The 15,951-nt window shown below is 51.5% G+C and carries 11 protein-coding genes; 6 read left to right on the top strand and 5 right to left on the bottom strand.

What is annotated here, in order from left to right; all coding sequences use genetic code 11:
* Positions 1 to 32: 32 nt before the first annotated feature.
* The 3 genes from Hfont_RS13065 to Hfont_RS13075 all read left to right on the top strand — a co-directional run bounded on the left by Hfont_RS13065 (position 33) and on the right by Hfont_RS13075 (position 5,653).
* Positions 33 to 1,736, top strand: a complete 1,704-nt coding sequence (locus Hfont_RS13065) for an NADH-ubiquinone oxidoreductase-F iron-sulfur binding region domain-containing protein (RefSeq protein ID WP_112992854.1) — start codon at positions 33 to 35, stop codon at positions 1,734 to 1,736.
* 31 nt (positions 1,737 to 1,767) lie between these two features.
* A complete protein-coding gene (gene fdhF / locus Hfont_RS13070) occupies positions 1,768 to 4,614 on the top strand; it encodes a formate dehydrogenase subunit alpha (RefSeq protein ID WP_112992855.1) in 2,847 nt (948 codons plus the stop codon).
* Between the two features lie 202 nt (positions 4,615 to 4,816).
* Positions 4,817 to 5,653, top strand: a complete 837-nt coding sequence (locus Hfont_RS13075) for a formate dehydrogenase accessory sulfurtransferase FdhD (protein WP_112992856.1) — start codon at positions 4,817 to 4,819, stop codon at positions 5,651 to 5,653.
* A 19-nt stretch (positions 5,654 to 5,672) separates the two neighbouring features.
* Here the strand turns inward: Hfont_RS13075 and Hfont_RS13080 are convergent, their stop codons facing one another.
* A complete protein-coding gene (locus Hfont_RS13080) occupies positions 5,673 to 7,001 on the bottom strand; it encodes a D-amino acid dehydrogenase (protein WP_112992857.1) in 1,329 nt (442 codons plus the stop codon).
* A gap of 399 nt (positions 7,002 to 7,400) precedes the next feature.
* On the opposite strand from Hfont_RS13080, the gene Hfont_RS13085 reads away from it, so the two are divergent.
* Complete coding sequence (locus Hfont_RS13085; protein ID WP_241523112.1) at positions 7,401 to 7,682, top strand: HAD family hydrolase; 282 nt, start codon at positions 7,401 to 7,403, stop codon at positions 7,680 to 7,682.
* 191 nt (positions 7,683 to 7,873) lie between these two features.
* On the opposite strand, the gene Hfont_RS13090 is transcribed toward Hfont_RS13085, so the two are convergent.
* The 4 genes from Hfont_RS13090 to Hfont_RS13105 all read right to left on the bottom strand — a co-directional run bounded on the left by Hfont_RS13090 (position 7,874) and on the right by Hfont_RS13105 (position 12,184).
* Positions 7,874 to 9,013 carry a UbiH/UbiF/VisC/COQ6 family ubiquinone biosynthesis hydroxylase gene (locus tag Hfont_RS13090; protein WP_112992859.1) on the bottom strand — a complete coding sequence of 380 codons (1,140 nt, stop codon included), beginning with the start codon at positions 9,011 to 9,013 and terminating at the stop codon, positions 7,874 to 7,876.
* A 5-nt stretch (positions 9,014 to 9,018) separates the two neighbouring features.
* Complete coding sequence (locus Hfont_RS13095) at positions 9,019 to 10,353, bottom strand: aminopeptidase P N-terminal domain-containing protein (RefSeq protein WP_112992860.1); 1,335 nt, start codon at positions 10,351 to 10,353, stop codon at positions 9,019 to 9,021.
* 1 nt (position 10,354) lies between these two features.
* On the bottom strand, positions 10,355 to 11,065 hold the full coding sequence (gene murU / locus Hfont_RS13100) for an N-acetylmuramate alpha-1-phosphate uridylyltransferase MurU (RefSeq protein WP_112992861.1): 711 nt from the start codon (positions 11,063 to 11,065) through the stop codon (positions 10,355 to 10,357).
* A gap of 81 nt (positions 11,066 to 11,146) precedes the next feature.
* Positions 11,147 to 12,184: an aminoglycoside phosphotransferase family protein gene (locus Hfont_RS13105; RefSeq protein WP_112992862.1), complete on the bottom strand. Its 1,038-nt coding sequence runs from the start codon at positions 12,182 to 12,184 to the stop codon at positions 11,147 to 11,149.
* Positions 12,185 to 12,332: 148 nt separating this feature from the next.
* Here Hfont_RS13105 and Hfont_RS13110 point away from each other — a divergent pair, with 148 nt between their 5' ends.
* Together Hfont_RS13110 and Hfont_RS13115 are read left to right on the top strand one after the other, a co-directional pair.
* The gene (locus Hfont_RS13110) at positions 12,333 to 14,510 is read left to right on the top strand and encodes an LPS-assembly protein LptD (RefSeq protein WP_241523113.1); all 2,178 of its coding nucleotides are present in this window, start codon (positions 12,333 to 12,335) and stop codon (positions 14,508 to 14,510) included.
* Positions 14,511 to 14,527: 17 nt separating this feature from the next.
* Positions 14,528 to 15,946 carry a peptidylprolyl isomerase gene (locus Hfont_RS13115; protein ID WP_112992863.1) on the top strand — a complete coding sequence of 473 codons (1,419 nt, stop codon included), beginning with the start codon at positions 14,528 to 14,530 and terminating at the stop codon, positions 15,944 to 15,946.
* The last annotated feature ends 5 nt before the right edge of the window (positions 15,947 to 15,951 follow it).

Genomic DNA, 15,951 nt, shown 5'->3' on the forward strand with positions numbered 1-15,951 from the left:
GTCCGGTGTTTGTAAGTTGATTAGGAACTATCATGAACCACAAAGTCATCCCAATTGCAGTGCAAGAAGTTGTAAATACGAAAGAGCGCAAACGTCAGGCGCCTAAAGGTCGTCGCGTTGATCCAATTGCGCTGGAAGAGGTGCGCGCTTTATTGGGAGATGAGTCCCGTCAGGCTGATTTGCTGATTGAACATCTGCACAAGATCCAGGATAAATTCGGTTCTTTGGCTTCCAGCCATCTGGCAGCGCTGGCGCAAGAAATGCGTTTGGCACAAACTGAAGTCTACGAAGTTGCCAGCTTCTATCACCACTTCGATATCGTTAAAGAAGGTGAAGAAGCGCCACAGGCATTGACCGTTCGCGTCTGCGACGGCTTGTCGTGCGAAATGGCTGGTGCACGTGACTTGCTGGCTAAACTGCCAAAAATTTTGGGCAAAGAAGTGCGCGTCATTGCGGCACCTTGCGTTGGTCGTTGCGAGCAAGCTCCAGTTGCCGTCGTCGGTCAAAATCCGGTGATTCATGCAACCTGCGAAGCAGTACAAGCAACGGTTGAAAGCAAACAAATCACGCAAGCACCTGGCGACATCGTCAACTTCGCTGGCTATCAAAGTGCTGGTGGTTACGATCTGTTGAAGAAGTGTGTTTCCGGTGAGCGTGATGTTGAATCCGTCATCAAGACAATGGAAGATTCCGGTCTGCGCGGTCTGGGTGGTGCAGGTTTCCCATCCGGTCGCAAATGGCGCATCGTACGCGGCGAAAAAGGCCCGCGTTTGATGGCAGTCAATATCGATGAAGGCGAACCAGGTACATTCAAGGATCGCGTCTATCTCGAGAAAGATCCACATCGTTTTCTCGAAGGCATGCTGATTGCAGCATGGGCTGTCGACATTCAAACAATTTATATTTACCTGCGTGACGAATACCACGGTTGTCGCACGATGCTGGAAGCGGAATTGGCGAAACTGAAAGCCAATCCGCCTATCGCCAACATGCCGGAAATTTTCCTGCGTCGCGGTGCCGGCGCTTACATCTGCGGTGAAGAATCCGCGATGATTGAATCGATCGAAGGCAAACGCGGCATGCCACGTTTGCGTCCACCTTACGTGGCGCAAGTTGGTTTGTTCGGCCGTCCTACGCTGGAACACAACTTTGAAACGCTGTACTGGGTACGCGACATTCTGGAAAAAGGCGGCGACTGGTTTACATCGCATGGTCGTCACGGTCGCAAAGGTTTGCGTTCGTATTCGGTTTCCGGTCGTGTCAAAAATCCTGGCGTCAAACTGGCACCAGCCGGCATCACGATTCAGGAATTGATCGACGAACATTGTGGCGGTATGCTGGAAGGTCAAACCTTCTACGGCTATCTGCCAGGTGGTGCATCGGGCGGTATCTTGCCGGCTACGATGAACGACATTCCACTCGATTTCGATACCTTGCAACCATACGGATGCTTCATCGGTTCCGCAGCTGTCATTGTGATGTCGGATAAAGACACAGCAGTTCAAGCAGCGCGCAACATGATGGACTTCTTCAAGCATGAGTCCTGCGGTCAATGCACACCATGCCGCGTCGGCACTGCTAAAGCAGCAGAATTGATCAAGAAACCGAAATGGGATATTGGTTTGCTGGAAGATCTCTCGTTGGTCATGCGCGACTCGTCGATTTGTGGTTTGGGTCAGGCTGCGCCTAACCCTATCGACTGTGTCGTCAAGTACTTCCCGCATGAGTTGGCTTAAGCACGTAGCCCCGGATTAAGGTGAAAAGATAATGAACGCAATTACCAGAAACGAAATGGCACAACTCGAAGTGCCGACAGTCACTTTCGAATTAAACGGTCGTGAAGTAACCGGCCGCGCAACCGATACGCTGTTGACCATCGCCAAGCGCGAAGGCATCGAGATCCCGCATCTTTGCTACAAAGAAGGCATGGACACTGCAGGTAACTGCCGTGCATGCGTCGTCGAAATCAATGGCGAACGCGTCCTGGCTCCTTCATGCTGTCGCAATCCGACTAACGGTATGAAGGTCAATACCGAAAGCGAACGCGCAGTGAAATCGCAAAAACTGGTATTGGAACTGTTGCAGTCCGATATGCCTGAAGCTGACTATACGCGCCACAATGAAGTGGACGAATGGGCTGCGAAATTGGAAGTCGGCAAGCCACGTTTTGCTCCACGCGAAAGAGTCCGTCAAGACACTTCGCACCCAGCGATCACCGTCAACCTCGATGCATGTATTCAATGTACCCGTTGCTTGCGCGCTTGCCGTGATGAACAAGTCAATGACGTTATCGGTCTCGCATTCCGCGGCGATCACGCAAAAATCGTATTCGACATGGACGACCCTATGGGCGCGTCGACTTGCGTCGCTTGCGGCGAATGCGTACAGGCTTGCCCAACCGGCGCCTTGATGCCGGCACGTGATGTGGCGATGAGTGTCCCTGATAAAAAAGTGGATTCCGTTTGCCCATATTGCGGCGTTGGTTGCCAGTTGACCTACAACATCAAAGACAACAAGATTCTTTACGTTGAAGGCCGCGACGGTCCAGCTAACCACGAACGTCTGTGCGTTAAAGGTCGTTACGGTTTCGATTACGCAAACCATCCACATCGTTTGACCAAGCCATTGATTCGTCGTGCAGATGCACCGAAACGTGGTGACTTCGTGATGGATCCGGATCGCGTGATGGAAGTCTTCCGCGAAGCAAGCTGGGAAGAAGCACTGGAAGTGGCTGCAGGCAACTTCGTCAAGATTCGCGATACCCACGGCAAACGTTCACTGGCCGGTTTCGGTTCAGCAAAAGGCAGTAACGAAGAAGCCTACCTGTTCCAAAAACTGGTGCGTACCGGTTTCGGTAGCAACAACGTCGATCACTGCACACGCTTGTGTCACGCATCGTCGGTTGTCGCGCTGCTCGAAGGTATCGGTTCGGGCGCAGTGTCGAATCCAGTGATGGACGTGACGAAGGCGGAAGTCATCGTCATCATCGGCGCTAACCCGACCGTCAACCATCCGGTTGCTGCTACCTGGATCAAGAATGCCGTTCGTAACGGTTCGAAGCTGATCGTTTGCGATCCACGCCGTTCGGAAATGGCGCGCATTGCACATCGCTTCCTGCAATTCAAGGCGGATACCGACGTTGCAATGTTGAACGCAATGATGAACGTTATCGTCACCGAAGGTCTGGTCGATAAAGACTTCATCGAAAGCCGTACTATCGGTTACGAAGAACTGCGCAAAAACGTTGAAGGCTACACACCAGAACTGATGGCGCCTATCTGCGGTATCGATGCAGAAACGCTGCGTTATGTTGCGCGTTTGTACGCGAAATCCAAAGGTTCGATCATCTTGTGGGGCATGGGCGTGTCACAACACGTACACGGTACCGACAATGCACGCTGCCTGATCGCATTGGCATTGATGACTGGTCAAATCGGTCGTCCTGGCACCGGCTTGCATCCATTGCGCGGTCAAAACAACGTGCAAGGTGCATCAGATGCTGGTTTGATCCCTATGGTGTATCCGGATTACCAAAGTGTTACCGATCCAAAAATCCGCGCCAGCTTCGCAAAAGCCTGGAATATGGAACCGGAACTGCTTGATGATCAACCAGGTTTGACCGTGGTTGAAATCATGCACGCGATCACCGATGGCAAAATTCGCGGTTTGTATGTCCAGGGTGAAAACCCTGCGATGTCGGATCCTGATGCCAACCACGCACGTGAAGCGCTGGCTGCATTGGATCACCTGGTTGTGCAGGATATCTTCTTGACCGAAACCGCTTACCTGGCAGACGTGATCTTGCCGGCAAGTGCATTCCCAGAGAAAAACGGTACCTTCACCAACACCGATCGTATCGTTCAAATGGGTCGTCAAGCGATCAACCCACCGGGCGACGCTAAGCAAGATTTGTGGATCATTCAGCAAATGGGTCAACGCCTTGGTTGCGACTGGAACTACAAACACGTGTCAGAAGTGTTCGACGAAATGCGCCACACAATGCCTAGCATTGCCGGTATTACCTGGGAACGTCTGGAACGTGAAGATGCAGTTACCTACCCTTGCCTGAAAGAAGGCGATCCAGGTGACCCAGTCGTGTTCATGGAAGAATTCCCGCGTGAGAGTGGTCGTGCACGCTTCGTACCTGCTGACATCATTCCTGCGAATGAACGTCCAGATGCTGAATACCCTATGGTTCTGATCACGGGTCGTCAGCTGGAACACTGGCATACAGGCAGTATGACGCGTCGTGCAACCGTACTCGATTCGATCGAACCAGATCCAATCGCGTTGATCCATCCGCTGGATCTGGTTGCCATGGGTGGCAAGCCTGGCGATTTGATCACACTGGAATCGCGGCGCGGTAAAGTTACTTTGTATGCGCGCGCGGATGACAGCTCGCCACGTGGTGCTGTATTCGTACCGTTCTGCTACTACGAAGCGGCGATTAACCGTTTGACGAACTCTGCTCTTGATCCGTTCGGCAAGATCCCAGAGTTTAAATACTGCGCAATCCGCATCTCGATGGGCGGTACGGCTCCAGTACAAACCAGCTACGGCGGTGGTCAGGCTTTGATCAATCTGACGAACAGCATGGCAGCGGCTAACAACTAAGACGATTCAGTCTTTAGTCGTTCGTAGCTAAAAAAAACCGGCACTTGCTCTTGCAGCATGTGCCGGTTTTTATTTTTGCCTTCAGCTTTGCATCGGGATCAGCCGTGTGATGGCATAATTGCGGCATGTTTTATATCACTCGTTTTCGCGAGTCAGAGACAAGCAGTTTCTCGCTGATTTTTCCCTATCCATTTTCCCAGACATGACTGTTCGTCCGACCTTATCCAATGCAGTACGCAAGCTCACGCATGATGTCGAAGTCATGGATGAGCGCGGCCGTACATCGACGATTTCGATTCCGGCTGAGCAGCCGTTGACGATCTATGTGGATAAGCGTGAGCTGGTGACATTGATGACTTTGGGCGGCGCGCCTGAAGCATTGACACTTGGCTATCTGCGCAATCAGCGCTTCATTAAAAACATCGAAGATGTTTTATCTGTGCAAGTCGATTGGGATGTTGATGCGGTTGCGGTGGTGACGCGTAACGGGATTGAAAATATAGAAGAGCGTACGGCCAAGCGCACAGTGACGACAGGTGGCGGTGAGGGTACCGTGTTTGGCGGCCTGATGGATGAAGTCGATGCGATATCCTTGCCGACGGATGCGCTGATGACGCAATCCACGTTATATAAAGTCATCGATACCATACGTACCCATCGTTCGGTGTACAAGCAAGCCGGCTCGGTGCATGGTTGCGCCTTGTTTTCCGCCGATGGCGAATTGATTCATTTTGTTGAAGATGTCGGCCGTCACAATGCAGTCGATGCGATCGCCGGCAAGATGTGGTTCGATGGCATGCGTGGCGAAGACAAGATTTTTTATACCACCGGTCGCTTGACGTCTGAGATGGTGATGAAGGGCGCGCAAATGGGTATCCCATTCTTGCTGTCGCGTTCGGGCGCAACGCAGATGGGTCATATGGTGGCTGAGCGTTTGAACATGTCCCTGATCGCGCGTTGCAGCGGCAAACACTTTTTATTGCTGAGCGGTGTGGATCGCATCATTTTTGATGATGTGGTGACTGCGGCAGTTCAGTAATTTCAGCAGCTATTTATTTTTAAGCTGTATGTTTGTCTGGATTGGCTGACATTGATATCGCACCGTTATTCTTGCGCGATGTCATTCCCGTAAAGGCGAAATCCACTTCCGGGTGCAGGCCCGAAATAATATCTGCAATCGCACGTCCCGAACCGCAACCCATGGTCCAGCCCAGTGAACCATGTCCGGTATTCAAGAATAGATTACTGAATTTTGTCTTGCCTATGTAGGGTACATTGGACGGCGTCAGCGGACGCAAACCAGCCCAATAGGCGGGACTTTCATAGTCGCAGGCATCGGGAAATAATTCACGGGTGCGACGTGTAATTGCCGCGCAACGTGTAGCATTCAATTCCCGCGTATAGCCGTTGAATTCACAAGTGCCTGCCACGCGCAGCTTGTCGCCCAAACGTGATAACACCAGTTTGTAGCCGTCGTCTATCAGCGAGACGGTAGGCGCCAGCTCGGGATTCAAAATCGGATAAGTCGCCGAATAACCTTTGCCCGGATAGATCATCAGGTCTATGCCCAAAGGCTTTAGTATCGGCACAGAAAAACTTCCCATCGCCATCACGAATGCATCGGCATGCAGGGTTTGATGAAAGCCTTGTGCATCAATGACTTCTACTGCTGTGATGCGTGCACTGGCACCACTGCCCTCCGTAATCAGGCGAGTTACCGTTGTGTTGAACTGGAAATTTACGCCGCGTTCTTGTGCTTTACTGGCCAGCGCAGTGGTGAATTTGTAGATGTCGCCGGATTCATCGGTCTCGGTAAAATCTGCGCCGACGATTTGCCTGCGCATTTGCGCCAGGGCAGGTTCCAGTTTGACAGCTTCATCGGCTGTCATCGGGACACGCGGACAACCGAGATCGCGCATGATCGCGGCGGATGCCAGTGATTCGTCAAAGTCTTTTTGATCGGTATAAAAGTGCAGGATGCCGCGCGTCAGGCAGTCGTAATCGATATCGACTTCGGCACGTACGGCTTGCAAAGTCTGGCGACTGTATTCAGCGATGGCAACAATCTGGTGAATGTTATGAGCCGTGCGTGCCGGCGTACATTCGCGCAGAAAATTCATGCCCCATTTCCACTGCAACCATTCAGCCCGGAAGCGATACAGCAAGGGCGCATCTTCTTTGCCCAGCGATTTTAAAATCGTCATAGGTGCTGTTTTATTCGCCCATGGCGTGGCATGTGATACCGAAATCTGACAGCCATTGGCGAAACTGGTTTCTAGTGCGGCGCCAGGTTGGCGGTCGATAACGGTAACGTCGTGACCAGCCTTGTTGAGGAACCAGGCGGATGCCGTACCGATGATGCCCGAACCCAAAACGATGACTTTCATGACGCAATCAATCCCGAGATATTTCCGTAAATGCCAGTAGTTGAAGGCTGCAGATAAGGATGGTCTGCTGTGCGTTCAGCTTGAGCTAGAACAATACGATGTAAGGCTGGAAATTGCCTATGACGACTGTCAAGAATCGCGATAAAGCGCGCGACTTTATTTTTCCTAACGATTTTTTGTCGTCAAAAACGAGGACTTTTAACCTTCAATCCATTATCTATAACTAATGATTGTTATTAAATACTTTAACTATACCTAATCATTTTTAGCCCTTACGATGCACTTGAAGTCTGCAAAAGGTATCGCGGACTGGTTTCCGCAATGACGTGCACATACCCAAGGAGAAGTGCAATGGTCGAACTTGAACAATGTCCAATAGGCAACGCAATTGAATGCCACTTGGCTGCTTATAATGCAGCGTTTTACGAACTCGGCTTGAGCTGGCACTGGGACAGCGATGTATTCCATGTGCTGCAAAGTCTGCCGTGCGAACGTGACCGCATCAAAAAATACATGGAAACGCATCAGTCGCATTTGCTGAAAGTGTATGACGCTGATTTTCTGATCGACGCGATTCAAACGACCAAGACCCGTTGCTTCGAAACCTTGACCGAGAACGGTGCGAAAAAAGCCGCTAAGGTCAATTGGGCAGAATTCCAGCGTGCAGAAGTAGGCGTTTGAGCTACATCTCCTCAGTGACAGTAGCGAAAATCACTGTCATTTCTTTCTGCTGAAGTTTATTTTGTGCGATTTAGCGCATGCAAGCAGTAAGATAATAATAAAAAAGCCGCTCTCAAATAATGAGAGCGGCTTTTTTGTTGGGCGTTTGAATATGCTTGCTGCTATCGTCTGAAAATTTTTTCAGACGATAGTCAGGAGCGTCGTCCAAACATCATCTGCTCTGCCAATAGTTTTTTCGCTGGTTTTATGCCATCGACCAAACCTAATGACAAGCCCAGCAAGGCTTGCGAGATTCCACCCGCAGGCGCGCTCGCAAAAATTCTCGCCATGATGTCAGTCAAATGGATGGTTACATTGCGATCCGATACACGAGTTGCGGAAAACTCTTGCAGCGCGGCTGGTTCCATTCTTTTTGCCAGCAATCTTGCCAATACGCTGGCGTCACGCAAACCAAGATTCAGGCCTTGGCCAGCGACCGGATGCAGGGTCTGTGCGGCGTTACCGATAGCAACGGTTCTGCTTGATGATGCGGCTTGCGCATTTAAACCCAACGGAAAAGTATTGCGTTGTGTCGTCGCGGTAAAACGTCCCAGGCGCGTACCGAATGCAGTGCCTAGTTCTTCTAAAAAGCCTGCATCGTTCAATGCCAGCAAGCGTTGTGCGGTATCTGCTTTTACACACCACACCAGCGCGTAACCATCTTCTTGCGGCAACAGTGCCAAAGGACCTTCATCGGTAAAGCGCTCGTATGCGCGATGCGGAATCGGTGCACTGGTCGTGACATGAGCGACGATTGCGGTTTGGCCGTAATCGCGGTGCATGGATTTTTTTACTTGCTCTGTAAAAATCCCGCCTTCTGCCTGCACCACGATTTTTGCAGTGATGGCTGCGCGATCGGCAAATGCGAGCGTGACCGCGGTATCATTCTCGATCAGATCATTCACGCTTGCCGGACGTATCAGGCTAATGCCCATGTTCGATGCATGCGCATTCAATGCAGCGACTATTGCTCCATAGCGCGTGACGTAGCCCAGTGCCGGTAAATCGTATTCTTCACGCTCTATCATTGTGCGGCCGAAATGGCCGCGACGTGACACGTGAATTTGATTGATTTGCGTTGCTGCAATAGGCCAGGAATTGATGGCTTCAAAAATCTGGCGGCTGCCATAAGACAAGGCGATAGCACGCGGGTCGCGCGAGGTTTGTTCAATTGTTTTTGCATCGATCAAGGCGATGCGTTCAGGCTTGACACCTTGCTTGACCAGCAATGCGGCAAGCGTCAATCCGACCGGGCCTGCGCCGCAGATGGCGATGTCGAAATCGGTTTGCATATTGCTTAATCGTGCTTCATCAAGGCTTCGATGTCGGCGACCGTTTTCGGCGCTGCTACACTCAGGATGTGGCAGCCATCGGCGGTAACCAGCGCATCGTCTTCTATGCGTATGCCGATATTCCAGTATTGCTCGGGAACGCCTTCTGCAGGGCGAACATAGATGCCTGGCTCGACCGTCAGTACCATGCCGGCTTGCAAGGTACGCCAAGGTTTTTCTGCTCCGTTTGGTGCCGCATCGCGATATTCGCCGACATCGTGTACATCCATGCCCAGCCAGTGGCCGGTGCGGTGCATGTAGAACTGACTGTAGGCACGATTCTCGAGGACGTCACTTAATGATCCAACCTTGTTTTTGTCTAGCAGGCCGGTATCCAGCATGCCTTGCGCGAGCACTTTGACGGCAGCATCGTGGCCATCCATGAAACGTTTGCCTGGTCGTGTTTCCGCTATCGCTGCATATTGCGATGCGAGCACGATTTCATACAATTCTTTTTGCGGGCCGGAAAATTTCCCGTTGACGGGAAAGGCGCGCGTGATGTCGGATGCGTAGCTATCCAGTTCGCAACCGGCATCAATCAGCACCAGATCGCCATCCTTCAACTCGGCATCGCTGGCGCGGTAGTGCAAGACGCAGGCATTTGCGCCGGTCGCGACGATGGAGCCGTATGCCGGGAATTGCGAACCGTTGTTGCGGAATTCGTGCAGGATTTCTGCTTCCAGATGATACTCGCGCAACCCAGGGCGAGCGATGCGCATGGCGCGTCTGTGCGCTGCGGCCGCGATATCAGCCGAGCGCTGCATGATGTCTATTTCGCCGGCGTCTTTGTGCAAGCGCATTTCATCCAGCAATACTTGTACATCGTAGGCGGCGCTTGGTGGCGTGACGCCGGCACGCGCTTGTGAGCGTACGGTTTGCAGCCAGCGCTGCATTTGTGCATCAAGCTTGCTGTCGCTGCCTAGTGCGTAAAACAAGCCTTGGGCATTGGCCATCAGCTTGGGCAATTCTGTATCGATTGCTTCAATCGGGTAAGCCGCATCAAAACCGAAAGTGCTGCGTGCGGCTTCCGGGCCGTAACGAAAGCCATCCCAGATTTCGCGTTCCAGATTTTTCTCGCGACAAAACAGTATGGATAGATTTTTCTCGCCAGCGAGTAAAACGATCACCGCTTCCGGTTCGGTAAAGCCCGACAAGTAATAAAAATAACTGTCGTGACGATATGGGTAATCGGCATCGCGATTGCGCATGACTTCTGGTGCGGTCGGGATGATGGCAATGCCGCCGCCTTTGGCCTGCATTTGAGCGATCAGTGATGCGCGTCGTGCAGCATAGGTTTTCATTTTATTTTCCTGTCAAGGGTGCGTTCAGTTCAGCAAGGCGTTCTGCGGTACCGACGTCGGTCCAGTCACCACGATACAGCTCGCCGCCGACTTGGCCGTGTGCTGCATATTCACGCAATAGCGGGGCCAGTTTGGCAGATTCGCCGGCAATGATCGCATCGAACATCGAAGGGCGATAAACGCCTATGCCGGAAAAGGTCAGGCGCGGTTCGCCTTCGTTGATAATGGAAAAACTGTTCAACGCAAAATCGCCTTGCGGATGGTGTGCAGGATTTTTGACCAGATATAACCACGCGACGTCGCGCTTATCCAGCGGATGAGGATGGCCCCAGACATCATTATCTTCCAGCACGCCCTTTACCTGCTCAAAGTTAAAGTGGGGACAGTAGATGTCGGCCGCAAGCGCTAGAAAAGGTTCTTCGCCCAGCAGGTGCCGCGCTTTCGCAATGCCGCCTGCGGTTTCCAGTGCAGTGCCTTCTGCCGAGTAGGAAATACTGGCGCCAAACTGTTTGCCGTTACCTAGCGCTTCCTCAATCATGTTACCGAGATGGGCGTGGTTAATGACAATGTCCTTGATGCCTGCGCGTACCAGATTCAGGATGTGCCAGACGATCAATGGGCGACCGCGCACTTTCAATAAGGGCTTGGGGCAGGTATCGGTTAACGGGCGCATTCTTTCACCGCGTCCGGCAGCGAAAATCATCGCTTTCATGGTTGTCGCATTCTTTGTTTGATGAATAAATTTCTTGCCTGCGGCCTAATTAAAAATCGCAAGGTATTTGCTTTGAGTCGATTAAAACGTATAGCCGACTTGTGGTGCTTTATCTTCCAGCTCATCCAGTAATTTTACGAGTGGCGCCAGTTCCTTGTATCGGTGCGCCGCCTTGCGTGTGTACTCCATGACGAGCGGTAGATCTTTCAGGTAAGCGTCCTTGCCGTCGCGGTGATACAGGCGCGCAAAAATGCCGAGCACTTTCAGATGGCGCTGCAGCCCCATGTATTCGAAATCGCGATAGAAGGAATCGATGTCGGGATTGACTGGCAGGCCGGCGCGTCTGGCGCGTTCCCAATAGCGAATCGCCCAGTCGAGTACGATTTCTTCGTCCCATTGGATGTAGGCATCGCGTAGTAGTGAAGCCAGATCGTAGGTGATAGGCCCGTAAACAGCATCCTGAAAATCGAGGATGCCAGGATTGCCGTTTTGCAGCACCATCAGATTGCGCGAATGGTAGTCTCTATGTACATAGACTTGCGCTTGTGCGAGATTGTTTGCGAGCAGCGTATCGAACACCTTGTTCAGCGTCGCCGTTTGTTTCTCGGTCATGGTCAGGCCCAGGTGCTTGCCGATATACCATTCCGGAAACAGCATCAGTTCGCGCAGTAGCAGAGCACGGTCGTATTCCGGCAAGACTGCTGGTGCGCTATGGATCTGAATTTGCACCAAAGCATCAATCGCATCGATGTAGAGTTTGTGCGCATTGTCCGGATTTAACAATTGCAGATAAGTAGTCGATCCCAGATCCGATAATAATAAAAACCCTGATTCAATATCCTGTGCCAGAATGTTTGGCACCGAAACCCCGGTGGCGCCAAACACGTCGGCGACATGGATGAACGGGCGCACGTCTTCTTGCGGTGGCGGAGCATCCATAACGATGTAACTGCCGCCATTGACGCCGTCAATGCGGAAATAGCGCCGAAAACTGGCATCGGAAGACGCCGATCTGAGCGACGTTAGCTGAAGTTCTGGTGCCGACAAGGATGCCAGCCATTTTTGAAGTGCGGTCAGACGTGAATCGCCGGAGGAATCAGATGCAGTATGTAAAGACATGAAGCGAGCCTAGGAATTCGGTTTGTGGGTAGTGAGTTCCCATATAATAAGGGATTACATTCGAAAAATCGCCAGAGATGGTATCCAAAACTTTATTTTCATGACCTGGCATTTCTCTTCCCGTTCTTCTCAACGCTCTCGTGCCAAGATGACCGCCGTGTTCGCGGCTGTCTTTACGTCGACGCTCGCTTCCGCACAAATTCCTGTCAAGCCGGCGAAAGGAAAGTCGACAGAAGCAGCTGAAACGCAGGTCAGCTCAGAGCAGATGACAGGCCGTCCGGATCGTGAAATTGTGCTGGATCGCGATGTGGAAATCATTCGTGGCGAAACGAAGCTCAATGCGGATCATGCAACTTACTGGATAGAAGAAGACGAAGTCGAAGCCAGTGGCAATGTCAAGATGGACCGTTTTGGCGACCGCTACACAGGCGACAAGATGCGCTTCAAGATCGATGAAGGTCAAGGCTATGTCTTGAATCCGACCTATCACATGAAGTCAAATAATGCGCAAGGCAAGGCTGAACGCATTGATTTTGAAGCTGAAGACAGGGCGCTCATCACGCAAGGCACCTACAGTACCTGCGAAGGCCCGGATCCTGATTGGTACTTGAAGTCGAATACCATGCATCTCGACAGTGGACGGGATGTCGGTACCGCAGGTACTACCTTGATTTACTTCAAGGGCGTGCCGATTATCGGGACGCCGTACATGTCCTTTCCATTGTCCGATGCGCGGAAATCCGGGGTTCTGTTGCCGAGCATGGGTACCACCAGCACCGGTGGCTTTGAGGTTTCGGTACCTTACTATTTCAACATCGCGCCGAATCGCGACTTGACGCTGACACCAACATATATCGAGCGTCGCGGCATGCAATTGGGTGCGGATGCGCGTTATCTGGATAGTAATTACGCTGGCGAAACCAAGATTGAGTATTTAGCCAACGATGCAGAGACGCAAACGAATCGTTATTCGTACGCATCGATACACAATCAACACTTTACGCCGCAGGCGTCGTTTGGCTGGAATGTCAAAGGCGCGTCGGACGATAATTATCCTAGCGATTTTTCACGGAATCTGGCGACGAGTACAGAGCGTTTGTTGTTGCGTGACCTGTATTTTAATTACGCAGGTAATTTCTGGAATGCGACAGCACGCGCATCCAATTATCAAGTGTTGCAGGATCCGTTATCACCAATTGCACGGCCATATGATCGTTTGCCGCAATTTACTTTGCAAGGTGGACGGCAGGATGTAAATGGCTTCGACTGGAATGCAGTCGGCGAGGTGACGCGTTTCTGGCATCCGGATCTGGTGCGTGGTGAACGCTATGTGATTAACCCTAGTGTTTCTTATCCTATTGTTCGCCCTAGTTATTTCCTGACGCCCAAGGTGTCAATGAACGCGACTACTTACAATGTTCAAGATCCGGCGACCAACGTCAACTCAAACTACAATCGTGTGTTGCCGACATTCTCGCTGGATAGCGGCTTGATCTTTGAACGCGAGGCCAGTATTTTTGGTGATGCGGCGACGCAGACATTGGAGCCGCGCTTGTTTTACGTGCGCACTCCTTATAAGGATCAGAGTCAATTCCCTGTATTTGATAGCGCATTAGCTGATTTGAGTTTTTCGCAAATATTCAGTGAAAACCGTTTCATCGGCAACGACCGTATCAGCGATGCGAACCAGCTGACGTTTGCTATGGTCTCACGCTATATCGAATCTACCGGCGCTGAACGCTTGCGCGTCGCAGTTGCGCAAAGATTGTATTTCGATGATCAGCGCGTATGTTTGCCGGCGAGTGGCCAAAGTTCTTGCTTGCCCAGCAACGACAGCAGTTCTGACTGGTTGGCGTCGGGTACCTTGCGTGTGTCGGACTCTCTCAGTACCGAAGCCAACTTGCAGTACAGTGCGACGGAGAAAAGTGTCAGTCGCGCCAATGCCGGTGTGAGTTGGCGGCCGGAACCGAAAAAAGTATTGAATCTGACCTATCGCCGTGACGTGCCGAATGAATTGAAGCAAGTTGATGTATCAGGGCAGTGGCCGATTGCTGACCGCTGGTATGGGGTTGGCCGCGTTAACTATTCCCTGTCAGATAGCAAGGTATCAGAAGGTTTGCTCGGCTTGGAATACAAGGCGGATTGCTGGATTTTCCGTGTTGTGGGACAAAGAATCCCGACAGCAACCGGCAAATCTACTTCATCGCTCTTTTTCCAGCTTGAACTCAGTGGTTTGACTAAGCTGGGCTCCGATCCGATGGAAGCATTGCGCACCAGCATTCCTGGTTATCAAGTCATCAATAAACCTTCTAACGTCACTTATTAAGTTTGCACGTAAAAATCATGAATATTTTTTCTTCTTTGTTTGCCCATCACTACCCAGTTCGATACGCCAAGAATGGATTGATTTTGTTAAGTCTGGCTTGTGGTTTGGTTACTGCGGCTAGCGCACAAAACATGACGCCAAACACTGCATCTAAACCTGCGGTGCAACCTCGTCTGGCGGATGCAATTCTGGTCGTGGTCAACAATGAAGTTATTACACGTTATGAATTTCTCGAACGTCTGAAAGTCATTGAGACTCGCCTTAAAAGCCAGGGCGGTCAGATGCCGCCGATTCAGCAATTGCAGCGTCAATTGCTGGAGCGCATGATCGTTGAACGTGCGCAGTTGCAGCAGGCTAAAGAATCAGGCATCAAGGTGGATGACACATCACTGGATCGCGCCGTTGCACGTATTGCAGATCAGAATAGGTTGACGATGCCTGAGTTCCGCAAGCGTCTGGAAGAGGATGGCATGGTCTATTCCCAATTCCGCAACGAGATTCGCAACGAGATGATCTTGCAGCGTTTGCGTGAACGCGAAGTCGATAACAAGATTCAGGTATCGGATGCCGAAATAGATGCCTATATGGGCGCGCAAGAGGGTGCGGCTGCGACGACAGCACCGCAGGAATACAACATAGGACAAATCCTGATTCGCGTTCCTGAAAATGCATCGCCACAGCAACTTGCCGAAAGCAAGCGACGTGCAGAGGAGGTCATCGCGCAATTGAATGCAGGCGGCGACTTTGCCAAACTGGCCGCTGCCTATTCTGACGGCACAGATGGTTTGACCGGTGGCGAATTGGGTTGGCGTAGTCAAGAGCGTCTGCCGCAATTGTTTATTGATGCTGTTGGCAATTTGCAGCAAGGGCAGATTGCTCCTCTGGTTAAAAGCGGTAACGGTTTTCATGTGTTGAAACTGCTAGGCAAACGTACCCAAAGCGTGATGCGCGCCGGAGCAGCTCCGAGCAACACGGCCGCAGTGACAACCGTCAAACAAACCCACGCCAGCCACATTTTGATCAAGGTGAACCAGGTCGTTACTGAGGCAGATGCACGTCGCAAGCTCACCGAGTTGAAGCAGCGTCTTGACAACAAGGCCGCAACATTTGAAGAGTTGGCACGTCTTTACTCGAATGATTTCTCCGCTTCAAAAGGCGGCGACCTTGGCTGGATTTATCCTGGCGATACTGTTCCTGAATTTGAGCGCGCAATGGATGCCTTGCCTATCGGTGAAGTCAGCGAGCCTATTCAATCGCCGTTTGGCTATCATTTGATTCTGGTAAAAGAGCGCAAGGCTGACGATGTTTCACAAGAACGCCAGCGCATGGTTGCGCGTCAGGCCATTCGTGAACAAAAGCAGGAAGAGGCTACGCAGGATTGGTTGCGCCAGGTTCGTGATCGCGCCTATGTTGAATACCGGACGGAAGAAAAATAATGTCT

The organism is Herminiimonas fonticola, from assembly GCF_003293745.1.
In the GTDB taxonomy this organism is placed as follows: domain Bacteria; phylum Pseudomonadota; class Gammaproteobacteria; order Burkholderiales; family Burkholderiaceae_D; genus Oxalicibacterium; species Oxalicibacterium fonticola.